General features: G+C 73.2%; 21 protein-coding genes and 1 pseudogene. 13 read left to right on the top strand and 9 right to left on the bottom strand.

All coding sequences use genetic code 11. The features are described 5' to 3' along the window. Positions 1-43: 43 nt before the first annotated feature. Positions 44-1,057, bottom strand: a complete 1,014-nt coding sequence (locus RIN75_RS08875) for a methyltransferase (protein WP_309111329.1) — start codon at positions 1,055-1,057, stop codon at positions 44-46. Between the two features lie 74 nt (positions 1,058-1,131). Here RIN75_RS08875 and RIN75_RS08870 point away from each other — a divergent pair, with 74 nt between their 5' ends. After that, complete coding sequence (locus tag RIN75_RS08870) at positions 1,132-1,995, top strand: TauD/TfdA family dioxygenase (RefSeq protein WP_309111328.1); 864 nt, start codon at positions 1,132-1,134, stop codon at positions 1,993-1,995. On the opposite strand, the gene RIN75_RS08865 is transcribed toward RIN75_RS08870, so the two are convergent. Next, a complete protein-coding gene (locus tag RIN75_RS08865) occupies positions 1,989-3,158 on the bottom strand; it encodes a cytochrome P450 (protein ID WP_309111327.1) in 1,170 nt (389 codons plus the stop codon). The genes RIN75_RS08870 and RIN75_RS08865 overlap by 7 nt on opposite strands. Positions 3,159-3,233: 75 nt before the next feature. On the opposite strand from RIN75_RS08865, the gene RIN75_RS08860 reads away from it, so the two are divergent. Together RIN75_RS08860 and RIN75_RS08855 are read left to right on the top strand one after the other, a co-directional pair. Next, positions 3,234-4,400 (top strand): nucleotide disphospho-sugar-binding domain-containing protein, encoded by a 1,167-nt coding sequence (locus RIN75_RS08860; RefSeq protein WP_309111326.1) that lies wholly within the window; start codon positions 3,234-3,236, stop codon positions 4,398-4,400. Next, positions 4,397-5,581, top strand: a complete 1,185-nt coding sequence (locus tag RIN75_RS08855) for a cytochrome P450 (protein WP_309111325.1) — start codon at positions 4,397-4,399, stop codon at positions 5,579-5,581. The genes RIN75_RS08860 and RIN75_RS08855 overlap by 4 nt, the downstream gene beginning before the upstream one ends. On the opposite strand, the gene RIN75_RS08850 is transcribed toward RIN75_RS08855, so the two are convergent. The 3 genes from RIN75_RS08850 to RIN75_RS08840 are packed head-to-tail and all read right to left on the bottom strand — an operon-like array spanning position 5,541 to position 8,429. Continuing rightward, positions 5,541-6,944, bottom strand: coding sequence for a condensation domain-containing protein (locus RIN75_RS08850; RefSeq protein ID WP_309111324.1), 1,404 nt, complete (start codon positions 6,942-6,944; stop codon positions 5,541-5,543). The two genes, RIN75_RS08855 and RIN75_RS08850, sit on opposite strands and share 41 nt — an antisense overlap. Further along, the gene (locus RIN75_RS08845; RefSeq protein ID WP_309111323.1) at positions 6,937-8,172 is read right to left on the bottom strand and encodes a beta-ketoacyl-[acyl-carrier-protein] synthase family protein; all 1,236 of its coding nucleotides are present in this window, start codon (positions 8,170-8,172) and stop codon (positions 6,937-6,939) included. Before RIN75_RS08845 ends, RIN75_RS08850 begins: the two co-directional genes overlap by 8 nt. After that, positions 8,169-8,429: an acyl carrier protein gene (locus tag RIN75_RS08840; RefSeq protein WP_309111322.1), complete on the bottom strand. Its 261-nt coding sequence runs from the start codon at positions 8,427-8,429 to the stop codon at positions 8,169-8,171. Before RIN75_RS08840 ends, RIN75_RS08845 begins: the two co-directional genes overlap by 4 nt. A 125-nt stretch (positions 8,430-8,554) precedes the next feature. Here RIN75_RS08840 and RIN75_RS08835 point away from each other — a divergent pair, with 125 nt between their 5' ends. Genes RIN75_RS08835 through RIN75_RS08810 form a run of 6 tightly spaced genes read left to right on the top strand, consistent with a single transcriptional unit; the run spans position 8,555 to position 15,229 of the window. Then, positions 8,555-10,027, top strand: coding sequence for an AMP-binding protein (locus RIN75_RS08835; protein ID WP_309111321.1), 1,473 nt, complete (start codon positions 8,555-8,557; stop codon positions 10,025-10,027). Beyond that, a complete protein-coding gene (locus tag RIN75_RS08830; protein WP_309111320.1) occupies positions 9,984-10,760 on the top strand; it encodes a hypothetical protein in 777 nt (258 codons plus the stop codon). Before RIN75_RS08835 ends, RIN75_RS08830 begins: the two co-directional genes overlap by 44 nt. Continuing rightward, complete coding sequence (locus tag RIN75_RS08825) at positions 10,757-11,239, top strand: phosphopantetheine-binding protein (protein WP_309111319.1); 483 nt, start codon at positions 10,757-10,759, stop codon at positions 11,237-11,239. Before RIN75_RS08830 ends, RIN75_RS08825 begins: the two co-directional genes overlap by 4 nt. After that, a complete protein-coding gene (locus tag RIN75_RS08820) occupies positions 11,236-12,621 on the top strand; it encodes an AMP-binding protein (RefSeq protein WP_309111318.1) in 1,386 nt (461 codons plus the stop codon). The genes RIN75_RS08825 and RIN75_RS08820 overlap by 4 nt, the downstream gene beginning before the upstream one ends. Then, on the top strand, positions 12,618-13,505 hold the full coding sequence (locus RIN75_RS08815) for a thioesterase domain-containing protein (protein WP_309111317.1): 888 nt from the start codon (positions 12,618-12,620) through the stop codon (positions 13,503-13,505). The genes RIN75_RS08820 and RIN75_RS08815 overlap by 4 nt, the downstream gene beginning before the upstream one ends. A 29-nt stretch (positions 13,506-13,534) precedes the next feature. Then, complete coding sequence (locus RIN75_RS08810) at positions 13,535-15,229, top strand: hypothetical protein (protein WP_309111316.1); 1,695 nt, start codon at positions 13,535-13,537, stop codon at positions 15,227-15,229. A 41-nt stretch (positions 15,230-15,270) separates the two neighbouring features. Here RIN75_RS08810 and RIN75_RS08805 read toward each other — a convergent pair. Further along, positions 15,271-15,402: pseudogene (locus tag RIN75_RS08805) on the bottom strand (NAD-dependent dehydratase); the annotation flags it as partial. A 180-nt stretch (positions 15,403-15,582) separates the two neighbouring features. Here RIN75_RS08805 and RIN75_RS08800 point away from each other — a divergent pair. From RIN75_RS08800 to RIN75_RS08790, 3 genes are read left to right on the top strand one after another with little or no spacing between them, the layout of a single operon-like run. Next, the gene (locus tag RIN75_RS08800; RefSeq protein ID WP_309111315.1) at positions 15,583-16,371 is read left to right on the top strand and encodes a YafY family protein; all 789 of its coding nucleotides are present in this window, start codon (positions 15,583-15,585) and stop codon (positions 16,369-16,371) included. A 24-nt stretch (positions 16,372-16,395) separates the two neighbouring features. Beyond that, positions 16,396-16,785 carry a VOC family protein gene (locus RIN75_RS08795; RefSeq protein WP_309111314.1) on the top strand — a complete coding sequence of 130 codons (390 nt, stop codon included), beginning with the start codon at positions 16,396-16,398 and terminating at the stop codon, positions 16,783-16,785. Next, positions 16,785-17,156 carry a hypothetical protein gene (locus RIN75_RS08790; protein WP_309111313.1) on the top strand — a complete coding sequence of 124 codons (372 nt, stop codon included), beginning with the start codon at positions 16,785-16,787 and terminating at the stop codon, positions 17,154-17,156. Before RIN75_RS08795 ends, RIN75_RS08790 begins: the two co-directional genes overlap by 1 nt. Before the next feature lie 70 nt (positions 17,157-17,226). On the opposite strand, the gene RIN75_RS08785 is transcribed toward RIN75_RS08790, so the two are convergent. Genes RIN75_RS08785 through RIN75_RS08775 form a run of 3 tightly spaced genes read right to left on the bottom strand, consistent with a single transcriptional unit; the run spans position 17,227 to position 19,728 of the window. Continuing rightward, positions 17,227-17,772 (bottom strand): ABATE domain-containing protein, encoded by a 546-nt coding sequence (locus RIN75_RS08785; protein ID WP_309111312.1) that lies wholly within the window; start codon positions 17,770-17,772, stop codon positions 17,227-17,229. Positions 17,773-17,782: 10 nt separating this feature from the next. Then, positions 17,783-18,820, bottom strand: a complete 1,038-nt coding sequence (aroF, locus tag RIN75_RS08780) for a 3-deoxy-7-phosphoheptulonate synthase (protein ID WP_309111311.1) — start codon at positions 18,818-18,820, stop codon at positions 17,783-17,785. A gap of 11 nt (positions 18,821-18,831) precedes the next feature. Then, the gene (locus tag RIN75_RS08775; protein WP_309111310.1) at positions 18,832-19,728 is read right to left on the bottom strand and encodes a helix-turn-helix domain-containing protein; all 897 of its coding nucleotides are present in this window, start codon (positions 19,726-19,728) and stop codon (positions 18,832-18,834) included. Between the two features lie 395 nt (positions 19,729-20,123). Between RIN75_RS08775 and RIN75_RS08770 the strand changes: the two genes are divergently transcribed. Continuing rightward, entirely contained in the window at positions 20,124-21,653 is a 1,530-nt protein-coding gene (locus tag RIN75_RS08770) for an FAD/NAD(P)-binding protein (RefSeq protein WP_309111309.1), read from the top strand. The last annotated feature ends 31 nt before the right edge of the window (positions 21,654-21,684 follow it).

Raw genomic sequence — 21,684 nt, 5'->3', positions numbered from 1 at the left:
GCGTGACGGTAAGGCGCGGAGAATCCCTCCGGCAAGAGGGCGATCAGCGCAACACCGCCCGGAACTCCATGAGCGCCAAGCCATCTGAGCCCGCGAACGTCCGCGCGGGCGCCAGTCCGACCGAGGCGGCGAGCGCGTCGTGCGCCGCGCGGTCGCGCTCCCGGCCGCCCACCTCCACCAGCATCCGGAGGTCGAACGGCGACAGGTGCGGCACGTGCGGCTCGGTGGGCAGCACCTCGACCACGAGCACCCGTCCGTCCGGGCCGGCCGCTTCGGCGCAACGGCGCAGGATCGTCGCGGCGCAGGCGTCGTTCCAGTCGGTCAGCACGCGCGAGACGACGTAGACGTCCGCGCCCGCGGGCAGCGGCTGGAAGAAGTCGCCCTCGACCGTCTCGACTCGTTCGCCCAGGCCGTTCTCGGCGAACCGCGCCGCCGCCGTGGCCACCGGCTCGGCCCGGTCCACCAGCACCCCCCGCAGGTGCCCGTGCGCGGCCAGCAGTTCGGCCAGCAGCGCGCCCGACCCGCCGCCGACGTCGGCCACCAGCCCCACCTCCGGCCACGGGTAGAGCCTGGCCACCTGCGGCGCGGTGAACGCCTGGAGGCCTGCCATCAGCCGGTCGAAGTGCGCGCGGTACTCCGGGGTCGCGTCCAGATCGGACCAGAAGTCGCGGCCGTGCACCGACGCGTAGCCCGGTTCGCCCGTGCGCACCGCGTGCGGCAGGCCCAGCGCGGCCAGGTCCATCCGCGCCGGGAAGGCGTCCAGGTCGAACCTCGTGCCGTAGCCGGTGTCGCCGCGGTCGCGGAGCAGTTCGCCCAATCCGGTCAACGCGAACACGTCCGGGGAGACCTCCGCGAACACCTCGCGGTGGACCAGGTGGCGCAACAACCGGCCCAGCGCGTCGCGGTCGGCGCCGCAGCGCCGCGCCAGCTCGTTCAAGTCGGTGGTGCCGGCGGCGATCAGGTCGGGCACGCGGAGCGTGACCGCCGTGCGCACGGCCATCGGGGTGACCAGGTCGGTGAGCGCGTCCAAGCGCTCCCCTGCGTTCTCGGGCGCCATCGGCGCAGCGTCCCGAACCGCACCACCGCAGTCAACCCGTGGACCAATGTCCTTCGGTGGCACAGAATGGCCCGATGACGAGTGTGACCGCCCCGGAAATCCGGCTGGTGTCCGGCGCCCTCGGCGCGGAGATCAGCGGCATCGACCTGAACACGTTGACCGACGACCAGTTCGACCTGATCCGTGATCGGCTGCTGCGTCACCAGGTGGTGTTCCTGCGCGGTCAGGAGAACTTGACGCCGCAGGCGCACATCGACTTCGGGCGCCGCTTCGGCGAGGTGGAGCTGCACCCGTACCTGCCGCGGCTGGAGGGCCACCCGGAGATCGTCGTCATCGACTCGGAGGACGGCGCGAAGGTCGACGTGTGGCACACGGACATGACCTTCCACGAGAGTCCGCCGATCGCGTCGGTGCTGCACCTGATCGAGCTGCCGCCCAGCGGCGGCGACACCATGTGGACCAACCAGTGCCTGGTGTACGAGTCGCTGTCGGCCCCGTTGCGCGACCTGGTGGACGGCCTGACCGCGATCCACACCATCCGCGTGGGCGACGAGTTCTCCAGCCGCGCCGAGCACCCGGTGGTGCGCGTGCACCCGGAGACCGGTCGTCGCTCGCTCTACCTCAACCGCCTGTTCACCTCGCACATCCCCCAGTTGTCGCGCAACGAGAGCGATGCCCTGCTGGAGTACCTGTTCCGGTTCTCCGAGGGTCCGCAGTTCACCTGCCGCTTCCGCTGGCAGCCCGGCGACGTGGCCATGTGGGACAACCGGGTGACGCAGCACTACGCCGTCAACGACTACCGCGAACGCCGCCGGGGGCAGCGCATCACGGTGCTGGGCGACGTGCCGACGGGCAACCCGCCGCGCTGGGAGCACTACCAGCCCGCGCCGGGCGAGCGGTACTGGCCCGATCGGGTCAACGCGGTGGAAGGCTACTGATCCTCCCGCCACACCACCGGGAACTCCGCGATGCCCCCGTTGATCCGGTCGTGGCGCCACGGCAGCTCCTCGACCGGGATCGCGGGCGCGAGCCCCGGCAGGCGGCGCAGCAGCGTCGCGATGGACAGTTCGACCTCCATTCGGGCCAGGGCCGTGCCCAGGCAGAAGTGCGGCCCGTAACCGAAGGCCAGGTGCGCCGTGCGGGGCACGCGGTCGATGTCGAACACGTTGGGGTCGCTGAAGATCCGGGGATCGCGGTTGGCCACCCACGGCACGGCCATGACGCGGTCCCCGGCGCGCATCGCGACGTCGCCGACGGTCACGTCCTCGGTGACGACCTGCACGCGGAACATGCTGCTGACTGCGGTGTACCGCAGTATCTCGTCCACCGCGGCGGGGATCTTCTCCGGTGACCGCACCAGCTCCGCCATCTGCTCCGGGTGCTGGAACAGCACCCGGACGCCCGCGGCCGTCGAGCCGACCTCCAGGCCGCCGCGCAGCAATCCCATGGCCAGCACGATGATCTCCTCGTCGGACAGGCCGTGGTCGTCGCCGCCCTCCAGCCACACCGACAGCAGGTCGTCGCCGGGCTCGACCCGCTTGGCGGCCAACTGCCCCGCCAGGTAGACCCACAGCGACTTCGCGGCCTCCGCGGAGTTGTAGTCCACCACCGAGTTCAGGCCCGCGAGCCAGCCGTAGAACTGCTCGCGGTCGGCGGCCGGGACACCGATCACCTCGCAGATCACCAGCAGCGGCAGGGGCGCGACGAGGCCGCTGATCAGGTCGGCGGGCCGCGGTCCGGCGATCATCGCGTCCACCAGCTCGTCCACCAGGACCTGCACGCGCGGCCGGTAGTGCGCCATGCGGCGACCGCCGAACGCGCGGCTGCCCACCCGGCGCACCGCCGCGTGCGCCGCGCCGTCCTGGTTGAGGTCGCGCAGCGGCGGCTGGTCCGGCGGCGGCCGGTGCAGCACCCGGCTGAACCTTGGGTCGCCCAACACCTTGACGCACCCGGCGTAGTCCAGCACGAGCCACGCGGGCTCCCCGTCGGGCAGCAGCACCCGGCTCACCGGGTCGGTCTCGATCATGCCGAGCAGTTCCGGCGACAGCTCGCCGGTGAACGGCTCGAAGGGGTACTGGCGCAGTTCGGGTACGACGGCCACGGCGGATAACACTGCGCCCGAAACCCCTCTGCGTCAACGGATTCCGCACGCCCTCCGCGCGGGTTACCATGCCGGGTGCGCATTCTGATCTCGACGTGGGGCTGGCGTTCGCACTTCTACTGCCTGGTGCCGGTGGCGTGGGCGTTGCAGACCGCCGGGCACGAGGTGCTGGTGGCCACGCAGCCGGGGCTCGCGCCGGTCGTGGACGAGGCCGGCCTGGTCGCCGTGCCGCTCGGACCGAACCTGGACTTCGAGGCCGTGTTCACCGACCGGATCGGCAAAATCGGTGGCAGCACCGGCGACGGCAGGCCCGATCCGGACGGTCCGGCGATCACCCCGGACGGAGGTGTGGTCCACATGGCCGACGCCTGGGTGGACGACCTGGTCGCGTTCGGACGGTCCTTCCGGCCGGACCTGGTCCTGTGGGAGCCGTTCAACCTCGCGGCGGCCGTGGCGGCGGCGGTGCTGGACGTGCCCGGCGCGCAGGTCCTGTGGGGACCCGATCACGGCTCCACGCTCGCGTGGGACCACGAGGGCGTCTTCGGTCCATTGGCACGGCGCTTCGGGATCACGTCGTCGGACGTGCGCGTGGCGGGCGGCCTGATGATCGACCCGGTGCCCGCGCCGCTCCAGGTGCCGCTGCCCGTGCCGAGCCTGCCGATGCGCTACCTGCCCTACAACGGCACCCACGTCCTCCCGCCGTGGCTGCACGAACCGCCGAGCCGCCCGCGCGTGTGCGTCACCGGCGGCACGGTCGCCGGGCCGGGACTGTCCGAGCGGGCCGACCTCGCGGACGTCGTCCGCGCCGTGGCGGACCTGGGCGCGGACGTGGTCGTCGCCGTGGCCAAGGCCCACCGCGACGCGCTGCCCCCGTTGCCCGACACCGTGCGGGTGGCCGACACGCCCCTCGCGCTGCGCCTGGTGCTGCCCGGCAGCGCGGCGTTCGTCCAGCACGGCGGTGCGGGCACGATGATGACCGCGCTCGTTTGCGGTGTGCCGCAACTGGTCCTGCCGCAGGTCGGCGACGAGCACTTCAACGCCGAACGCCTGCTGCTGTCCGGCGCGGGCCTGGTGCTGGAGGAGCCCGACATCGCGTCGGTGCGCGACAGCGTCGCCGCGCTGATGGACGGCGGGCCGTGGCGCGAGGCCGCGGAACTGCTACGCGACCGCATCCACGCCATGCCCACCCCCGCCCAGGTGGTCGACCAGCTCGTCGCCTACGCCGAAGGGGCCCGCCCGTGATCCGCTTCCCGCTCCCGCCCTCGCCGTCACTGCACCACCCGTCGCCGGAGTACGCGCGCCTGCGCGCCGAGGACCCGGTGCCGCGGGTGGAACTGCCCGACGGCACCCTCGCCTACCTCGCGACCCGGCACGCGGACGTCCGCAAGGTCTTCAGCGACCCCAGGTTCAGCCGCGCGGCGGCCACCGGGCCGAAGGGCCCGGAGTGGGAGCTGGGATCGCTGGCCGACGACTCGCTGCTGGGCATGGACCCGCCGCTGCACACCAAGGTCCGCCGCGTGGTCGGCAGCGCGTTCACCGCACGCCGCGTCGAGGACATGCGCGCGATGGTGGCCCGGCTCGTGGACGGCATGATCGACCGCCTCGTGGCGGCCGGTCCCGGGGCGGACCTGAGCGCGCACGTGTCCGCGCCGCTGCCCATCGCCGTGATCAGCGGGCTGTTCGGCGTGGCCGACGAGGACCAGGACCGGGTCAAGGAGTGGTCGGACGCGCTGGTCGGCGACTGGCGGGCCGACCCGGGCCCGCCGCGCGCCGCGCTGGCCGCGTTCGGCGAGCTGATCGAGAAGCGGCGCGGGAACCCCGGCGACGACCTGATGAGCGCCTTGGTCGCCGCGTGGGACCGGGAGGACTCGCTGTCGGAGCGGGAACTCGTCTCCGTCACCGCCGGGCTGCTCGCCGGCGGCCACGAGTCGACCACCAACCAGATCAACCTGTTCGTCACCGTCCTGTCCAGCCACCTCGACCAGCTCGCCGCCCTGCGCGGCGACGACCCGCACGCCGTCGCGGTGGCCGTGGAGGAGCTGACCCGCTACATCCAGCTCGGCGAGAGCGGCATCCTGATGCCCCGGGTCACCCTCGAAGACGTCGACCTGGGCGGCGTCCGGGTGCCGGCGGGCTCGGTCGTGCTGCCCGCCGTGGTGTCGGCCAACCGCGACGAGTCGGTGTTCCCGGACGCCGACCGGCTCGACCTGGCCCGCTCCCCCAACCCGCACATCGGGTACGGCGCCGGCCCGCACCACTGCATCGGCGCTCCCCTGGCCCGCATGGAACTCCAGGAGGCGCTGGGCGGCCTGCTGCGCCGGCTGCCCAACCTCCGCCTGGCCGTGCCGGAGTCGGAGCTGCGCCTCAAGCCCGGCCTGGTGGTCAGGAGCTTCGAGGAGCTGCCGGTGACGTGGGACCGATAGCGGGCGCCGTCGGGTCGAACGCGGCTTCCACCGCCACCTCCTCGACCGCGTGGAGCATCGTCTCCACCTGGTCGGTGGTGAGCACGGCCATGTCGAACACCATCTGGAGGTGGACCGTGCCGGGGCGGTCCTCGACGCTGATGAAGAGCTGGTCGGGCATCGCGTCGAGGTGGCCGTCCCAGGACAGGAACGTCCGGGGCAGTTCGGCCCGCACCTGCTCCTCGGTGACCGGGTCGCCGTCGGCCAGCTCCTCGGCGTCCGGGCGGGTGCTGAACCTCAGGTCGCTGATGCGGCAGGTGACCGCGGCCGGGTGGCCGCGCTCGGCGTCGAGGGAGGCGATCAGCCGGTCGAGCTGGTCGGGGTCGTAGTACGCGCGCATCCACGCGGCCGTCGCCGCGTGCCGGGTCCGCGCCACCACCTCGTCCACCGTGCCGCGCAGGTCCAGCGACAGCACCGAGTTCTGGCTCAGCGTGCCGATCACGTCGGCGAAGCCGGGCCGGAACCGGTTGCTGACGATGACGTTGGTGGTGAGCGGGTCGACGCCGGTGGCGCGGCCGATCGCGATGGCCAGCACGGCCAGCAGCACCCGCGCGGTGTCGGTGCGGGTGCGGCGGGCGATGGCCAGCACCCCCAGGTGGGCGGCGGAGGAGCTGAACCGGCCGTGCCAGTAGCGGTGCCCGAGCCGTCCTTCCGGGTACCTCGGCTCCCCGAAGGTCGCGCGCGGCAGGTCCCGGAGCCGTTCCGCCCAGTAGCGCATCGCGCCGTCGCTGATGCGCCGCGCCTCGGGGGTCTGCTCGCGGCGCGCGAGGTCCAGCGCGGTGATGGCGTCGGGGTCCAGCCGGCGGTCGGCCAGTTCGCCGATGCCCAGGCCGGTCATCAGCAGCAGCGTGCCCGTGCCGTCGGCGACGAGGTGGTTGACCGCGAACACCAGGTGCGCCGCCCGGCCGCGGTGCTCCAGCACCGCCAGGCGGACCAGCCACGGGGTGTGGCCGTCGAACGGGGTCATCATCCACTCGAACCAGATCTTGTGGCTGTGCCTCAGGACCTCGGCGGGGTCCACGTCGTCGTCGAAAGCGGTCACCTCGACGTCGATCTCGCCGGACTCCACGACCACCTGGCACGGCTCGCCGTCGTCGCCGACGCCGAGCCTCATCCGCAGCGCGGGGTGGCGGCACATCATCTCGCCCAGCCGGGCCGCCAGCTCGGCGACGGTCACGCCCTCGGGCAGCGGGTGCGCGCCGCTGTTGTTGTGCGGCCAGCCGGTCGCGCGCATGTCGCGCATGATCGCCTTCTGGCCCCACGTCAGGGGAGCGGTGCCCGCGCCGGGTCCGGAGAACGGGACGGTGACGCGGCGCTCACGCATCGGCGTGCCCGAGGATCACGCTGACGTTGTGGCCGCCGAAGCCGAACGAGTTGGACATGACGGTGCGCGCGGGCGCGGCGAGGGCCTTGTCCCGGATGTGGTTCAGGTCGATCGACGGGTCCGGGTCGTCCAGGTTGTGCGTCGGGGGCAGCAACCCGTGCCGCAGCGCGGCGATGCCGATGGCCGCCTCCACCACGCCGGACGCGCCGAGCATGTGCCCGGTGACCCCTTTGGTCGAGCTCACCGGCGGCATGGCGGCGCCGAACACGCTCGTGATGGCCTTGGCCTCCGCGGCGTCACCGGCTTTGGTGGCGGTGCCGTGCGCGTTGAGGTAGTCGACGTCCGCGGCGGTCAGGCCCGCGTCGCGCAGCGCGATCTCCATGCCGGCCGCGGCGCTGGAGCCGTCCGGGCGGGGCGTGGTGGGGTGGTAGGCGTCGGTCGTCGCGCCCCAGCCCAGCACGTCGGCGTGGACGGACGCGCCGCGCGCCCGCGCGAACCCCGGCCGTTCCAGCACCAGCACGCCCGCGGCCTCGCCGAGCACCAGGCCGTTGCGGCGGCGGTCGAACGGGCGGCTGGCTGTCGTCGGGTCGGGCCAGCCCTTGGCCAGCGCCAAGGCGTTGCCGAAAGCGTCGACGAGAGTCGGGAACAGCGGGGCCTCCGAGCAACCGCACACCACCACGTCCGCCTCGCCGGCGCGCAGGATGCGCAGCGCCTCCCCGATGGACTGGCCGCCGGCCGCGCAGGCCGTGCCGACCGACGAGGTGTAGCCGCGGATGCCGAACTTGATCGCGGTGCGCGCGGCGGCCATGTTCGGCAGCACGCCGGGCAGCAGGAACGGGCTGACGCCCAGCCGCCCCTGCCGCGACCGCCGCACCGCCTGGTCGGCCAGCGTGTCCAGCCCGCCGACGCCCGACACCACGACGGCGACCCGGTAGGGGTCCACGTCGCGGCCCACTTCGAGGCCCGCGTCCGCCAACGCGTCTTCGGCAGCCCGCAGCGCCATCACGATCGACCGGTCCACGAACCGGGCCTCCTTGGCCGGGATCACGGTGTCCGCGGCGATCGGCGGGGCGAACGCGGCGACGTCCACGACACCGCGCAGCACGTGGTCCTCCGGTGGTGCGGACAGCCCCGAGCGGCCGGCGCAGACGGCGTCGAACACCTCGCCCACCGCCGTGCCGACCGGCGTGACGAGCCCGATGCCGGTGACGGCTGCCCGCGTGGTCACGTCGCGGCCGAGGCGGTGATCCGCTGGGCGACGACGGCGCAGAACTCGCCGACGGTCAGGCCTGCGAAGGCATCGGCCTCGTCGGCCTCGAAGCGCACCCCGTAGCGGTCCTCCACCCGCAGGGCGAGTTCGGCCAGGGCCAGCGACTCCAGGTCGGCGCCCGCGGGGCCGAGCACGGTGTCCTCGTCGATCTCGTCGGTGGGGTACTTCATCTCGGTGAGCGACTCCAGCAGGAAGTCGCGGATCTCAGCGGTCATGGTCCACGCGCCCTTTCCCGGCCGGTGAAGGGAGATTTTTTGCCATCGGGTCGTGGCCGTCAAGCAACCGTTCGCCGAACCGGTGCTATGGACCGCGCTCGCTTCGGGACCACAGAATGTGCGGCATGGCGACGACCACGCTGGACCTGGTGACCGGCGCCGGCGCGCGGTCGGTCTCGGCCGCCGTCGTGCCGCCCGGCGGTGGCGCGCTGACCTACGGCGAGCTGTCCACACTGGTGGGACAGGTCGGAACAGCGTTGCGGCACAACGACAAGGCCCTCGTGTTGTGCGCGGGCGACCGCGACCTGCCCACGGTGCTGGCCTATCTCGCCGCACTGCGGTTGGGCCACACGGTCGCATTCCTTCCCGCGACCGCCGAGGTGCTGTCCGCCTACCGGCCGGACTTCGTCGTCCCGGCGCCCGGCGGGCACGACGACCTGACCGCCGCCGGCTACCGGCCGACCGGCGAATCCCCGGTCGGCACAACGGTCTTCCGCCGCGCCTCCGCCGGCCCGCACGCCCCGATCTCCGACGAGACGGCCCTCCTGCTCACCACTTCGGGGACTACGGGCAGCCCGAAGGCGGTCAGGCTGTCCTACTCGGCGATCGCCGACAACTCCCGGGCCATCGTGGAGGCCCTGGGCATCACCGCGGCCGAGCGCGCCGCCACGACGTTGCCGATCACCCACGCCTACGGGCTTTCCGTGCTCAACAGCCACCTGATCGCCGGGGCGAGCGTCGTGCTCTCCGACAGCCCGCCGCTGGCGCTCGCGACGTGGGACCGGCTGGCCCGCACGGGTGTGACGTCGTTGGCGGCCGTGCCGACCACCTACGCGGCGTTCGGACCGTCGCACGTGAACCTCTTGGAGCGCACGGCGATCCGCACGATGACCCAGGCGGGCGCACGGCTGGCCGACGAGCTGACCACCCGGCTGGCGCGGATGATGCAGCGGCGCGGCGGCCGGTTCTTCGCGATGTACGGGCAGACCGAGTCGACGTCCCGGATGGCCGTGCTCGACCCGGCGGACCTGCCCGAGCGCCTCGGTTCGGTCGGACGGGCCGTGCCGGGCGGCGTCTTCACCATCGCCCCCGGCCCATCGCACGCCCGGGCCGTCCCCGGCGAGGGCGCGGTGCGCTACCGGGGGCCCGGCGTGATGCTGGGCTACGCGTCCCGCCGGGAGGACCTGGCCCGGGGCGCCGAAGTGGACGTGCTGGACACCGGCGACCTGGGCTACCTGCGTGACGGCTACCTGTACCTGACCGGCCGCACCAAGCGCATCGCCAAGGTGCTCGGCGTCCGCACGAGCCTGGACGACCTGGAGCGCACCGTGGAACGACCGGAGCACCCCACCGCGGTGATCGCCGACGACGACGTGGTCTACCTCGTCGGCGCGGGCGACGCCGCCGTTCACGAGCAGCAGCGACGCCAATTGGCCGATTCGCTCGGCGTGCCGAGCCGGCACGTTGTCCTCCGGCAGGTCGACCGACTCCCGCGCACCCCCGGCGGGAAGGTCGACTACCGGGCATTGGCCGAAGTCATCGGGAGGTCCGGCGGTGGAGCTGAGCAGTTGGCGTCGACTGTCCGACCGGGGACCTGACCTGGTGCTGTGCCTCGACTTCCCCGGCGGGAGGGCGTCGGCGGGCTTCCCCGACCTGGCGGCCTCCTCGCCCGTCGACGCCTCCTTCCTCCACGTGGCGCGGATCGGCGCGGGCCCGCTGGACGAGGTGGTCGCCCGCTGGGCGGACGAGGCCCTGGCGCGCGGCGGCGCCGTCCGCGCCGTCCTGGGCTACTGCGCCGGCGCGTCGCTGGCCACCTGCGTGGCCGACGCGGTGGCCGAACGGCAACCCGCCCCGCGGGTGCTGCTGTTCGACGCCGCGCGGACCGGCGCGGGCTCCCTGGCGGGCGAGTTCAGCGGCATCGTCCACGCCTCCGCCGAGCACCTGACCGAGCGGGAGCGGGAGGACGCCCAGACCCTCGCCGACACCCTGGTCGAGGAGCACCCCGACGACCTCCCCCTCGTGGCCGACGCCCTGGCCGCGCGCTACGACGACCTGATGCGGTCGGTCGCCACCCGCCTGTCGCTCGACGACTACTTCCGCGGCGAACTGGTCAAGGGCTTCCGCACCTACATGGACTACCTGCTCCTGGCCGCCGCGGGCCGCTTCGAGCTGAAGGCGGGCGAGCCCGAGTTCGTGCACTCCCGGGACCACCCGCTGCCGGTGGACGGCGACGTTCACCTGACCGTGTTCGACGTGGAGCACGGGGAGCTGCTGCGCGACGAGCAGGTGCGCGCCCACGTCACCGCCCACCTGAGAGGAGTGCGGGCATGACCCCGTCCCGGGTGACCGAGCTGTTGCAGTCGCACCCCGGCGTCGGCCGGGTGGAGGCGGCGGTCGTGCGCCACGAAGGACGCGACGTCGTCGTGGCCGCCGTGGAGTCCACCGAATACCTGAGCGGCACGGTGCTGCGCAACCACGTCCGGCAGCACGTGGACGGTCCGGTCGGCGTGCTGGTCGTGGACTCCCTGCCGGTGACCTCCGACGACCTCGCCGCGGCCCTGGCGGACGGCCGCTGCACCCTGTTCGAGGACCCGCGGGACGACGTCGAACGCCGCGTCGCCGCCATCTGGGCCGAGCAGCTCGACGTGCGCGCCGTGGGCGCGACCGACGACTTCCTGGAGCTGGGCGGCGACTCGCTCTCCGCCCTGGGCATCATCTCCGCCATCGAGGCCGAGTTCGACCGCCCCGTCGACGTCTACGAGTTCATGACCGCGTCCAGCGTGCGCCGCCTGGCGGAAGTCCTCCGATGACGACGAACCTCCCCGTGCGCCGGCGGATCGCCGACATCGCCCGCGACGCGCCCGACCGCCCCGCCCTGATCGGCTTCGACGCCGACCTGGCGGAGGTGGCGCTGTCGTGGCGCGAGTTCGCCGACCGGGTGACGGAAACCGCGGGCCGGACAACCGGCCCGTACTCCGTCGTGGAGGCCGCCAACACCGTGGACGCGGCCGTCGCCATCGCCGCGGCCCTGGCGGCCGAGGTGCCGGTGTTCCCGCTCAACCCGGCGACGCCACCCGCCGAACGAGACGCCCTGCTGTCGCAGCTGGAGTCCCGTTTCGACCAGGAGGACCACGGCGTCGCCTACCTCCTGGCGACCGGCGCGAGCACGGGCATCCCCAAGATCGCCGCCCGACCGGGCCCACTGCGCTACGACCCGCGCAGAACGCCGTCGTTGGCCATCCGGCAGACGGGGTGGCGCACCGGCCAACGGCACCTGATCGTCGGCCCCCTCTACCACGCCGCGCCGTTCACGTCGTTCGTGGACGCGATCCTCGACGCCAACACCGTTGTGCTGCAACGGTTCTTCGCACCGCAGTGGACTGTCGACCTTATCCGCGAACACGGCGTCGAGTGGGCGCAACTGACTCCCACGCACATGCGCGAGATCCTGACGACCACCCCGGACCCGGCCCACTTCGACAGCCTGCGCGCCATCCTCCACACCGCCGCCAAGTGCGACGACGACACCAAACGCGGCTGGCTCGAACTACTGGGCCCCAAGCGGGTCTTCGAGCTGTACGGCGCGACCGAGGGCATCGGCGTGACGCTGGCCCGCGGCGACGAATGGCTGTCCCGCCCCGGCACCGTGGGCCGCGGAGTCCTCACCCGGATCCGCATCCAAGACGACACCGGACGCCCGACCCCGCCAGGCACCCCCGGCACCGTCTACCTGCGCACCCCGAACGCGATCACCCGCGCCGACTACCTGGACCGCAGGACCGTCCGCACCACCCCGGACGGCTTCGCCACCGTGGGCGACCGCGGCAGGCTCGACGAGGACGGCTACCTGTACCTGGAACCCCGTGCGCACGACACGATCAACGTGGGCGGCGAGAAGGTGGACCCCGACGAGGTGGAGGCGGCACTGCGCCACCACCACGCGGTGCTCGACGCCGTGGCGCTGGCCGTCCCCCACGAAAGCCTCGGGTCGGTGGTGGGCGTGCACGTGGTCCTGCGCCCGGACAAGACGGCCCGCCGAGCCGAGCTGGCCGCGCACTGCGGACGCCTGCTGGCGGGCTACAAGATCCCCAAGCACTTCACCTTCGTCGACCAACTCCCGCGCACGGCGGCCGGAAAGATCCAGCGCTGGCGCCTGTCTCCCGACTCCGAGGGCGGTGCACCACCCCGATGAACACACCCGTCGACACCGACTACCACCGCCCCCGCGACCCCGTCGAGCTCTGGCTGTCCCGCGTCTGGCAGGACGTCCTCGGCTTCGGCGTGGGCATCAGGGAGCACTTCTTCGGCATAGGCGGCAACTCGCTGGACGCGGCCCGCGTGATCAACGCGGTGCTCACCGAACTGGACGTCCGCCTACCCCTGAACGTCATGGCGGAACACCCCACGGTCGAATCACTCGCCGCGACCCTGCGCGAGCACAACGGCCGCCTGGCGGGCCCTCTGGTGCCCGTCCAGAGCGGCGCCGGCACCCCGTTGTTCCTGATCCACCCCGACGACGGCCAAGTGGCCCGCTACGCCCGACTCGCGCAGGACATCGGCGAGGACTGCGCGGTGCACGGCCTCCAGGCCCCCGGCCTGTACGGCGACACGGCGCCCGTCGATTCGGTGCCGGCCCTGGCCCGGGCCTACGCCGACGAGATCCGGGCCGCCCACCCGTCCGGCCCCTACGTCCTGGGCGGCGCGGGCGCGGGCGCGGTGATCGCCTTCGAAGTCGCCGCTCTGCTCCCGGACGTGCGCCTGATCGCCGACCTCGACCCCGGCCTGGTCGAGGCGGGAACCTCCGACGTCGCAGACCCGGAGCAGGCGCTGGCGGACTGGAAAGCACGCGATCTGGTCCCGTCCGACACGACACCGGCGTTCGTGGCACGGGTGACGCGAGTGCGTGCGGCGTTGGTCGGGGCCGTCGCCGCGTGGCGGCCGTCGCCGTCAACCGCTCCGGTCGACGTCTTCGGCGAGACGGCGAACACCTGGCCCGACGACGTGACCGTCCGCCGGCACCAGGCGGGCGACCTGACGACCGCACTGCGCACGGCACTGCGCACGGCACCGCGATGAACGCCCCCACCCGGCCCCGGAAACGACGGGTGCGACTGACCGCTGTGCGCTCGGAGGCGGTCGAGTTCGCCGGTCTGAGCCACCGCGAAGGACCGCTGGCCCTCGGGCAGCTCAACATCCTGCGCTGGCTGATCCGGACCCCGGACCACTTCCACGCCACCCTGGCCGTGGACATGCCGGTGCCCCGAGGCGTCCGCGTTCCGGACGTGACCGCGGCCGTAGCCGTCCTGGTGGCCCGCCACGAGGGCCTGCGCACCTCGTACTCGGGCCGTGAGGACCCCCGTCAGACCGTGGCGGCGTCCGGGGTGGTCCCGGTGGTCGTCTGCTCCCTGGGCGAAGGCACGTGGGACGAATCCGACCAGCCCGCGGCGGCGTCGGCGCTCCTGCGGTGGCTGAAGGACACCCCCGACGGCACGCGGCCCGCTGTGCGCCTGGCGGTGGCGGTGGCCCCGGAGCGCGGCGACCTGGTGGTGGCCTGCGCCGCCGAGTTCTCCCACATGGCCGTGGACCGGGCGGCGATCGAGGTGCTCAAGCACGAGTTCCGGGAACTGACCGGCACCCCGTCCCTCCGCGAGGTCGGCCCACCGCGTCGCCAACCGCTGGACCAGGCGGAGATCGAGGCCACCCCGCTGGAACGACGCCGGGCGCGGGCGGCGCTCGCCTACCTGGACTCGATGTCCCGCCGCACCCCCCGCACGCTCTACCTGCTCCCCGGCGCCCGCGCCACCGGCGAGTCGGTGGCGGTGGAGATGTCGTCCCCGGCGGCGGGTCGGGCGCTGCGCCGGATCGCCGCCCGGACCAGGGCGAGCCGCTCCAGCACCGTCCTGGCGGCGATCAGCGCCGTCCTGTCCCACCGCACCGGCTACCGGGAGCTGATCCTGCCCCTGCTGTCGGGCAACCGCTTCGACCGCGCCCTGACCGGGTACGTGGGGACCCTGGCCCAGGGCTGCCTGGCCGCCGTGGACGTGGCGGACCACGACTTCGACGCCCTGGTCAAGCACACCTGGACGGCCGTCCTGGAGTCCAGCAGGCACGGCCGGTACGACGCCGCGGCACGGGCGGCGTCGGACGAGCGGATCGAGCGCGACCGCGGCCTGGTGTTCGGCTACGACCCGCTGTTCAACAGCACGGTGCCGGAGTCGTGGTTCGGCCCCAACACCCCCTTCACCCGCCGAGCCCCCGCACCTCCCACCCTCGACGAGACGACGATCCGCTGGCGCCCGGCCCCCCGCAACGGCACCCCGTTGCGCTTCGGCCTGACCAGCGTCGAGCCCCACCTGGTCCTGGACGTCTGGACCGCCGACACCGGCCTGGTCCCGCGGGAGGAGGTCGAGTCCCTGCTCTCGGCGGTGGAGCGCCTGCTCCTCGCCGCGGCCCACGCGGACCTGACCCCCGCGCGGCAGCGGGAAGCGATAGCCCTACCGCCCATCACCCGCCCCGACAACTGGCGCTTCGTGGACAACTGCTGGGTGGACCTGACCGAGGTGCAGGCACTGCTGGACGACGCCCTGGCACCGTCCACCAGCCGAATCCTGCCCGCCGAGAACGGCACCCCCCTGGTGGCCCACCTGACCGCCACCCCCGAGGTCCGCACACCGGAAGACGCCCACAACCGTTGCATGGCCGCACTCCCCCGCTACCCCGCGGCCCTGACACCACGCCACTACGTGCTCCACCCCTCCGCTCTCACCGACCCACCGCTGACCTCCGGCACCGGTCGCTGACCGCACCAGATCACCCACCTGGAACGCCAACTGGGCGACACGGCGGCGGCCATCGCGGCGAGCAGGACGGCGGTGCCGAAGTCGTTGTGGTGGGCGTAGCGGGGCGCGTCGGGCGGGTCCAGGCCGTGCCCGACGACCACCGCCTGGTGGCAGACCGCGTCCACACCGTCCAGCCGCCGTTGAGCAGAACACGCACCCGCCCGACGCCGGCGCCCGTCACCGCCCGCACCCGCCGCCGTGGCCGGACGTCGCCGTGGCCGGACGTCGCCGTGGCCGGACGTCGCCGAACCGTCGGATCCGCCACCCGGCCCAGACGTCCGGCGACTGTCGGACCCCGCGTCTACGCTCCCGCCATGAACCGCATCGACCGCTTGTACGCCCTGGTCGAGGAGTTGCGGGCGGCCGGCTCGCGGGGGCGCACGGCACGGCAGTTGGCCGCCCACTTCGAGGTCAGCGTCCGGACGATCGAGCGCGACCTGAGCGCGCTGGGGCAGGCGGGCGTCCCGATCGCGACGAAGCAGGGACGCACCGGGGGCTACACAGTGGACCGCTCGATGAGCCTGCCGCCGTTGAACTTCACGCCCCGCGAGGCCGCCGCCGTCGCCGTGGCGCTCAGCCGCGACGACAACGTCCTGTTCGCCCGCGACGCGCGCAGCGCCCTGCAGAAGATCGTCGCCGCCATGCCCGAGCGGGCTCTCGACGAGGCCCGCGCGACCGCCGGCAAGGTCAGGCTGCTCGTGCTGCCGGCGCCGAGCCCCGACTCAGACGTCGCCGAGACGATCTGGCGGGCCGTGCGCGACAACCACGTGCTGCGCATCCACTACACCGACGTCGGCGGTGTCGAGACCGAGCGCGACGTCGAACCCCACCAGATCGTCGTCGGCCCCCACGGCTCGTACGTCACCGCCTGGTGCCACCTGCGCGCCGAAGACCGGGTGTTCCGCCTCGACCGCATCACCCGGGCCGAGCGGACCGCCACGCCGCCACGCCCGCGCGGCACCGTCCCCGAGCCCATCGTGGACGGTCACGAGACGAAGCTGCCAGCGGCGGCGCTGCGTCCCGCCGACATTCCGCGAAACACCGACACAGGGCTGTCGCGAAGCACCGCGAAAGTGGGTGCCGCCCGCCGCTCCGGCGGGTGAACCACCCCGACCAAGGAGGCACCCATGACCGCTCCCGCTCCCGGCACCCTCGCCTGGTTCGAAGTCGCCACCAGCGACCCGGACGGCGCCGAGAAGTTCTACGGCGCCCTCTTCGACTGGACCTTCGAGGCCGACGGCCCGGCGGCGTCCGGCGGCCTGGACTACCGCAACATCACGGCACCGGGCGCCGCCGGCCCGATGGGCGGCATCTTCGGCACCGGCGGGCAGCAGCCCGGCCACGCCGTGTTCTACATCCTCGTCGCCGACGTCGAAGCCACGTGCGCCGCCGCGGAACAACTCGGCGGCTCGGTGGTGAGCAAGCACCTCGACCCCGCACCCGGCGCCCCGACGTTCGCCTACCTGCGCGACCCGTCCGGCAACCAGTTCGGGATCTTCAGCCCGCCGGCGGCGTGATGGCACGCGAGCGCAACCGCGCGTCCCCGTCGGAGCGATCCGACGGGGACCTCGCGCGCGACCTCTACGACGCGCTCACCGACGACCTGCTCTACGACCCCGCCATCGGCCGGGCCACGATGATGGGCTACCCGTGCGTGCGGCTGGCCGGGAGGTTCCTGGCGTCCTACGACGACCAGACCGGCCACCTGGTCGTGAAGCTGCCTCGCGAACGGGTCGCCGAACTGGTCGAGAGCGGCCGCGGCGAACCGTTCGCGCCGGCCGGCCGGGTCTTCCGGGAGTGGGTGTCGATCCCCGAGCCCGACCGGGCTCTCTGGCAGGCGCTGCTCGCCGAAGCCGTCGACTTCGCCCGAAAGGGATTGGGCGGGTAGTTCGCGACGCGGCGGGACGACCCGGATGTCCTGCGGCGCCGCGCGGCGATCGTCGAACCCGCCGACGCGGTCACGCGTCCTCGCGGTGGCGTTGGTAGTGCCGGGCGACGCGGACGCGATTGCCGCACTTGGCCGAGCACCACTGGCGGTGGCGGGGCTTTTGCGTGTAGAGGTGGCCGCAGCCGTGCGCTTGGCACCGGGCCAGGCGGCCGGCGAGGAGCAGTTCCAGCAGTTCTTCGGCGACGTCGGCGAGCAGGCGTTCGACCGGGGTGGCGTCGCGGCCGGTCCGGCGGGCGACGCCGGCCGGGGTCAGCACGTACTCCGGCCGGCTCGGCGCGTTCGCCACCACGGCGTTGACCACCGCGAGCGGCTCCTCCGCGGCGACGTCCTCGCCCAGGGCGTGGCCGACGAGCGCGTGCAGGGCGTCGCGCAAGCTCCGGAACGCCGCCAGGTCGCCGTCCTGGACCGGCACTTCCGGCCGGACGGCGGCGACCCAGCGCCGGAGGTGTTCGGGCTCCGCCAGGCCGTCGCGGAGCCGACCGCGGTCCCACCACCGGGTGTTGAGCAGCCGGACCGCGGTCGGTTCCTCGGGCAGCACCAGGGCGAAGTGGTCCACGCGCTCCCCGTCAGACCGCGACCCGGTCGGCCCGGGCCACCTCGCGGCCGGTCGCGGCGGCGAAGTCTTCGACCGCCGCGGCCAACAGGGGGATGTCGGCGTGCACCAGCGCCTGCGGGCCGTCGCACAACGCCGTGTCGGGGGCGCCGTGCACGTCGACGATGATCCCGTCCGCACCCACCGCGATGGCGGCCCTGGCCAGCGGCAGCACCAGGTCGCGGCGACCGCCGGAGTGCGACGGGTCGATGATCACGGGCAGGTGCGACAGTTGCTGTGCGACCGGCACCGCCGAGATGTCCAGGGTGTTGCGCGTCTGCGACTCGAACGTGCGGATGCCCCGTTCGCACAGCACGATGTCGAGGTTGCCGCGCTGGGCGATGTACTCCGCGGCCATCAGCCACTCCTCGATCGTCGCGCTCATGCCGCGCTTGAGCATCACCGGCTTGCCGACGGCGCCGACCGCTTGCAGCAACGCGAAGTTCTGCATGTTCCGGGTCCCGATCTGGATCATGTCGACGTGCTCGGCGACGATGTCCACGTCCGCGGGGCTGACGACCTCCGTGACCACCGGCAGGCCGGTCGCCTCGCGCACCTCGGCCAGGATGCGCAGCCCCAGCGGGCCCAGCCCCTGGAAGGCGTACGGCGAGGTGCGCGGCTTGTACGCGCCACCGCGCAGCAGGGTCGCGCCGGCGTCGCGGGCCATCTTGGCCGCCTCCAGCGTCTGGTCGAAGGTCTCCACCGCGCACGGGCCGGCGATGAGCGTCACGGTGCTCGGCCCGATGGGAACCCCGCCGACGCGCACAGTTGAGCGGTGGGGGTGGTGCTCGCGGCTGACCAATTTGTACTTCGCGGAGATGCGCACGACGTCGGCCACTCCCGGCAGACTGCGCATCTGGTGCTCGTCGAATTGCTCCACATCTCCCACGACGCCGATGACGGTGCGGTTCACGCCGTGACTGACGAATGCCTCGCAGTTGGCACCGGAGATGAATTCGACGATCCCTTGCAATTCGTGCTCGGCCGCGTTCGGCTGCATGACGATGACCACGCCAGGACTCCTCATCGGGACTCGGGCCCACATTTCACCCGCTCGCCGACATTAACCGGCGTCGTCGGTCCGGCGTGCGCACCGGGCGCAGACCGGCCGGCGGATTCGCGAATCGCCTCCCGCGCACGCCGGTACTCGCTCGGCGTGAGCCCGTAGGTGGCCCGGAACAGCCGGCTGACCTGCGACGCGCCGGGGATTCCGCACTTCTCCCCCAGGACGCTGACCGGCAGGTGGTCCAGACCCGCGTCGGCCAGGTCGTCGCGCAGCCGGCTCAGCCGCTCGTCCCGGATCCACCGGGCGGGGCTCGTGCCCAGCTCGGCGAACAGGACCTGCAGGTACCGCAGCGAAATGCCGAAGTGCCGGGCGATGTGCTCGGGCATCAGGTTCGCGTCGCCGAGCCTGCTCCGCACGTGGCAGAGGATCTTCAGGGTCAGCAACCGCCGGCCGCCGGCGGGTTCGACCGCCCGCTTCCGGAGCTGCTCGGCCAGCAGGCAGCCGATCAGGTCGAGGATCATCAGCCCCAGGGCGTTGCCCTCAGTGTCGCTGAGCCGGTCCAGGTCGGCCGCCAGGCAGCCGACCGTGTCGGCCATCAGCCCGTACACGCCGGCCTCGCCGGACCAGGCCGCGGCGGTCATCCCGCGGGTGCCCTCGGGCGGCAGGCCGACCCGGTGGTGCTCCGCGCCCACGACGACCAGCACCGACGGCACCAGCGCCGCGAGCCAGTGGGGCCTGGTCCCGTCGACGCAGGTCAGCTGTCCCTCGCGCAGGACGGTGTCCACACCGTCCTGGCTCACCTCCACCGCGCCGGACAGGCACAGCGCGACGCCCAGTCGGCCCCCCAGACCGGCCCCGTCGAGGATCGGGACGCCCAGCGGACCGGCGTCCAACGCCGGCACGGACGCCAGCACCGGCCCGAGGTGTCGGGTGGAGCCCCGAGTCGGACGCCCGGGTCCGGGCGGTATCGGCGGCCCGGTTGTGCGACGCGAGGCAGCGTCGGATCGCACATCGCTTTCCAGGATCATCGCAATGCTCCGTCACGGTGTGTGCCGACTTCGTGCGACAAGGTCCCCCGCGGCAACCGTAACAGCGATACGGGAAAACGGAATACGCCGATCGTCCCATTCCCGGATGCGGTCGTTGCGCTCTTCCGCAACGCGGCGCGCGCGCAAACACCAGCCGGGGCCGACCGCACGGGGCTAGGGTGGGCGCCGAATTCATTCACGACGCCATACCGCGGAATGCGGCCGGGTCGCGGCGAAGGGATATCGGGGTCGCCATGTCATCAGTTCCCAGAATCGCGGTAGTGGGTGGGGGCGCGTCGGCGGTGTGCCTGCTCGACGCCTTGGCGCGGGACGGTGGCGTGCCACCGGGCGAGGTCGTGGTGTTCGAGCCGTCCGGCCACCTGTGGCGGGGTCGGCCGTACCAGCCGGACCTCGAGGTGGTGAGGGTCAACGCCGTGCCCGAGGACATGTCGGTCAGAGCGGGCGACACAGCCCACTTCGCCGACTGGTTGGTGAGCCGGACGCTGCTCACGTCCAGCGCGGGAGCGCACCGGGATCCCCACAGCGGCGCCACCTTCGTGCCGCGCGCGGTGTTCGGCGACTACCTGGAGCAGTCCGCGCGAGCGGCGCTGCGCTCGCTGGTGGCTGCCGGATGGGGCGTGCGGATCGTGCGGGACCACGTGGTCCGGGCGGCGGAGTCGGGGCCGGACGAGTTGGTCCTGCACACCTCGGCGGGGGACGCCGTCACCGTGGACCACGCCGTCCTGTGCTTCGGCGCGGGCAGACCGGTCGACGTGTTCGGGCTCGCGGGGACCGCGGGTTTCATCGCCGAGCCCTACCCGATCGCGAGCGCCCTGACCCGCGTGGCCCCCGACGCCGACGTGGTGGTCGTCGGTTCCGGCCTGACCGCGGTGGACGTGGTCCTCGGGCTGGACCACGTCGGCCACGAGGGCCGCATCCGCCTGGTCTCCCGGCGCGGCGTGCTGCCGGGCGTGCGTCAGCGGCCCGTGCACCACAGGCTGCGGCACTTCACCCCCGCCCACTTCCGGCGCATCGCCGCCGCGGGCGGGACGGTGACGCTGTCCGAGGTGGTGTCGCTGATGGAGACCGAGCTGAATTCGGTCGGCGAGGACCTCACCCCGGTGCGCGCGGAGATCGCCGCCATGACCCGGGAGGACCCTGTGCAGCGGTTGCGGCGCGGGCTGGCCGAGGTCGACTCCCCGAGCATCGCGCTGCGGGTGCTCCAGCAGGCCGTCCCGGAAGCGGGCCCCGACGTGTGGCCCCTGCTCGACGAGGCGGCGCGGACATGGCTCATGGCCGAGCACGACCGGACCGTGATGAGCCTGTGCTGCCCCATGCCGCCCGCCAGCGCGGCCCGGCTGCTGTCGCTGGCCGAGGCGGGCCGGGTCGAGTTCGTGCGCGGGGTGACCGACGTGCGGGCACGTCCCGGCGGCGGTTTCACCATGACCGCCAACGGGGTGGAGTCCGCGGCGGAGGTCGTGGTCAACGCGGTGAACGCGCGACTGCACCGGCGATCCGGCGCGGCGATGCCGCTGCTGGAGTCCCTGGCCGCCGCAGGCCTCGCCGAACCGCACCCGCGCGGCGGCGTGCGCGTGCTGCGCGCCACCAGCGAGCTGGTCGCGGGCGGGGTGGCCGACTCGCGCCTGCACGCCTTGGGCGACCCGGCACGCGGGAGCCTGTTCTTCACCTTCGGCGTGCAGTCGCTGGTCGACCGCGCCGTCGACATCGTCGAGTCGATGCGCGCCCGCTGGACGACGCCCGCGCTCGTCCCCGCCGACCGCTCCGACGACGACAGCCTCCAGTTGATCTGACGCCCACCGCGGCGTACACCGACGTGAGGAG

The sequence above is a fragment of the Saccharothrix sp. genome (genome assembly GCF_031180885.1).
Taxonomy (GTDB): domain Bacteria; phylum Actinomycetota; class Actinomycetes; order Mycobacteriales; family Pseudonocardiaceae; genus Actinosynnema.
Note: the sequence above shows the minus strand (reverse complement) of the source record. Positions and strands in the feature narration are given on the sequence as shown.

Bases quoted from the DNA above. Each gene is read 5' to 3' on its own strand.
- RIN75_RS08790 (WP_309111313.1), top strand. From the start codon at position 16,785: ATGGCACGCGAGCGCAACCGCGCGTCCCCGTCGGAGCGATCCGACGGG.
- RIN75_RS08850 (WP_309111324.1), bottom strand. From the start codon at position 6,944: ATGCGTGAGCGCCGCGTCACCGTCCCGTTCTCCGGACCCGGCGCGGGC.
- RIN75_RS08820 (WP_309111318.1), top strand. From the start codon at position 11,236: ATGACGACGAACCTCCCCGTGCGCCGGCGGATCGCCGACATCGCCCGC.
- RIN75_RS08870 (WP_309111328.1), top strand. From the start codon at position 1,132: ATGACGAGTGTGACCGCCCCGGAAATCCGGCTGGTGTCCGGCGCCCTC.
- RIN75_RS08825 (WP_309111319.1), top strand. From the start codon at position 10,757: ATGACCCCGTCCCGGGTGACCGAGCTGTTGCAGTCGCACCCCGGCGTC.
- RIN75_RS08800 (WP_309111315.1), top strand. From the start codon at position 15,583: ATGAACCGCATCGACCGCTTGTACGCCCTGGTCGAGGAGTTGCGGGCG.
- RIN75_RS08835 (WP_309111321.1), top strand. From the start codon at position 8,555: ATGGCGACGACCACGCTGGACCTGGTGACCGGCGCCGGCGCGCGGTCG.
- RIN75_RS08875 (WP_309111329.1), bottom strand. From the start codon at position 1,057: ATGGCGCCCGAGAACGCAGGGGAGCGCTTGGACGCGCTCACCGACCTG.
- RIN75_RS08815 (WP_309111317.1), top strand. From the start codon at position 12,618: ATGAACACACCCGTCGACACCGACTACCACCGCCCCCGCGACCCCGTC.
- RIN75_RS08795 (WP_309111314.1), top strand. From the start codon at position 16,396: ATGACCGCTCCCGCTCCCGGCACCCTCGCCTGGTTCGAAGTCGCCACC.
- RIN75_RS08840 (WP_309111322.1), bottom strand. From the start codon at position 8,429: ATGACCGCTGAGATCCGCGACTTCCTGCTGGAGTCGCTCACCGAGATG.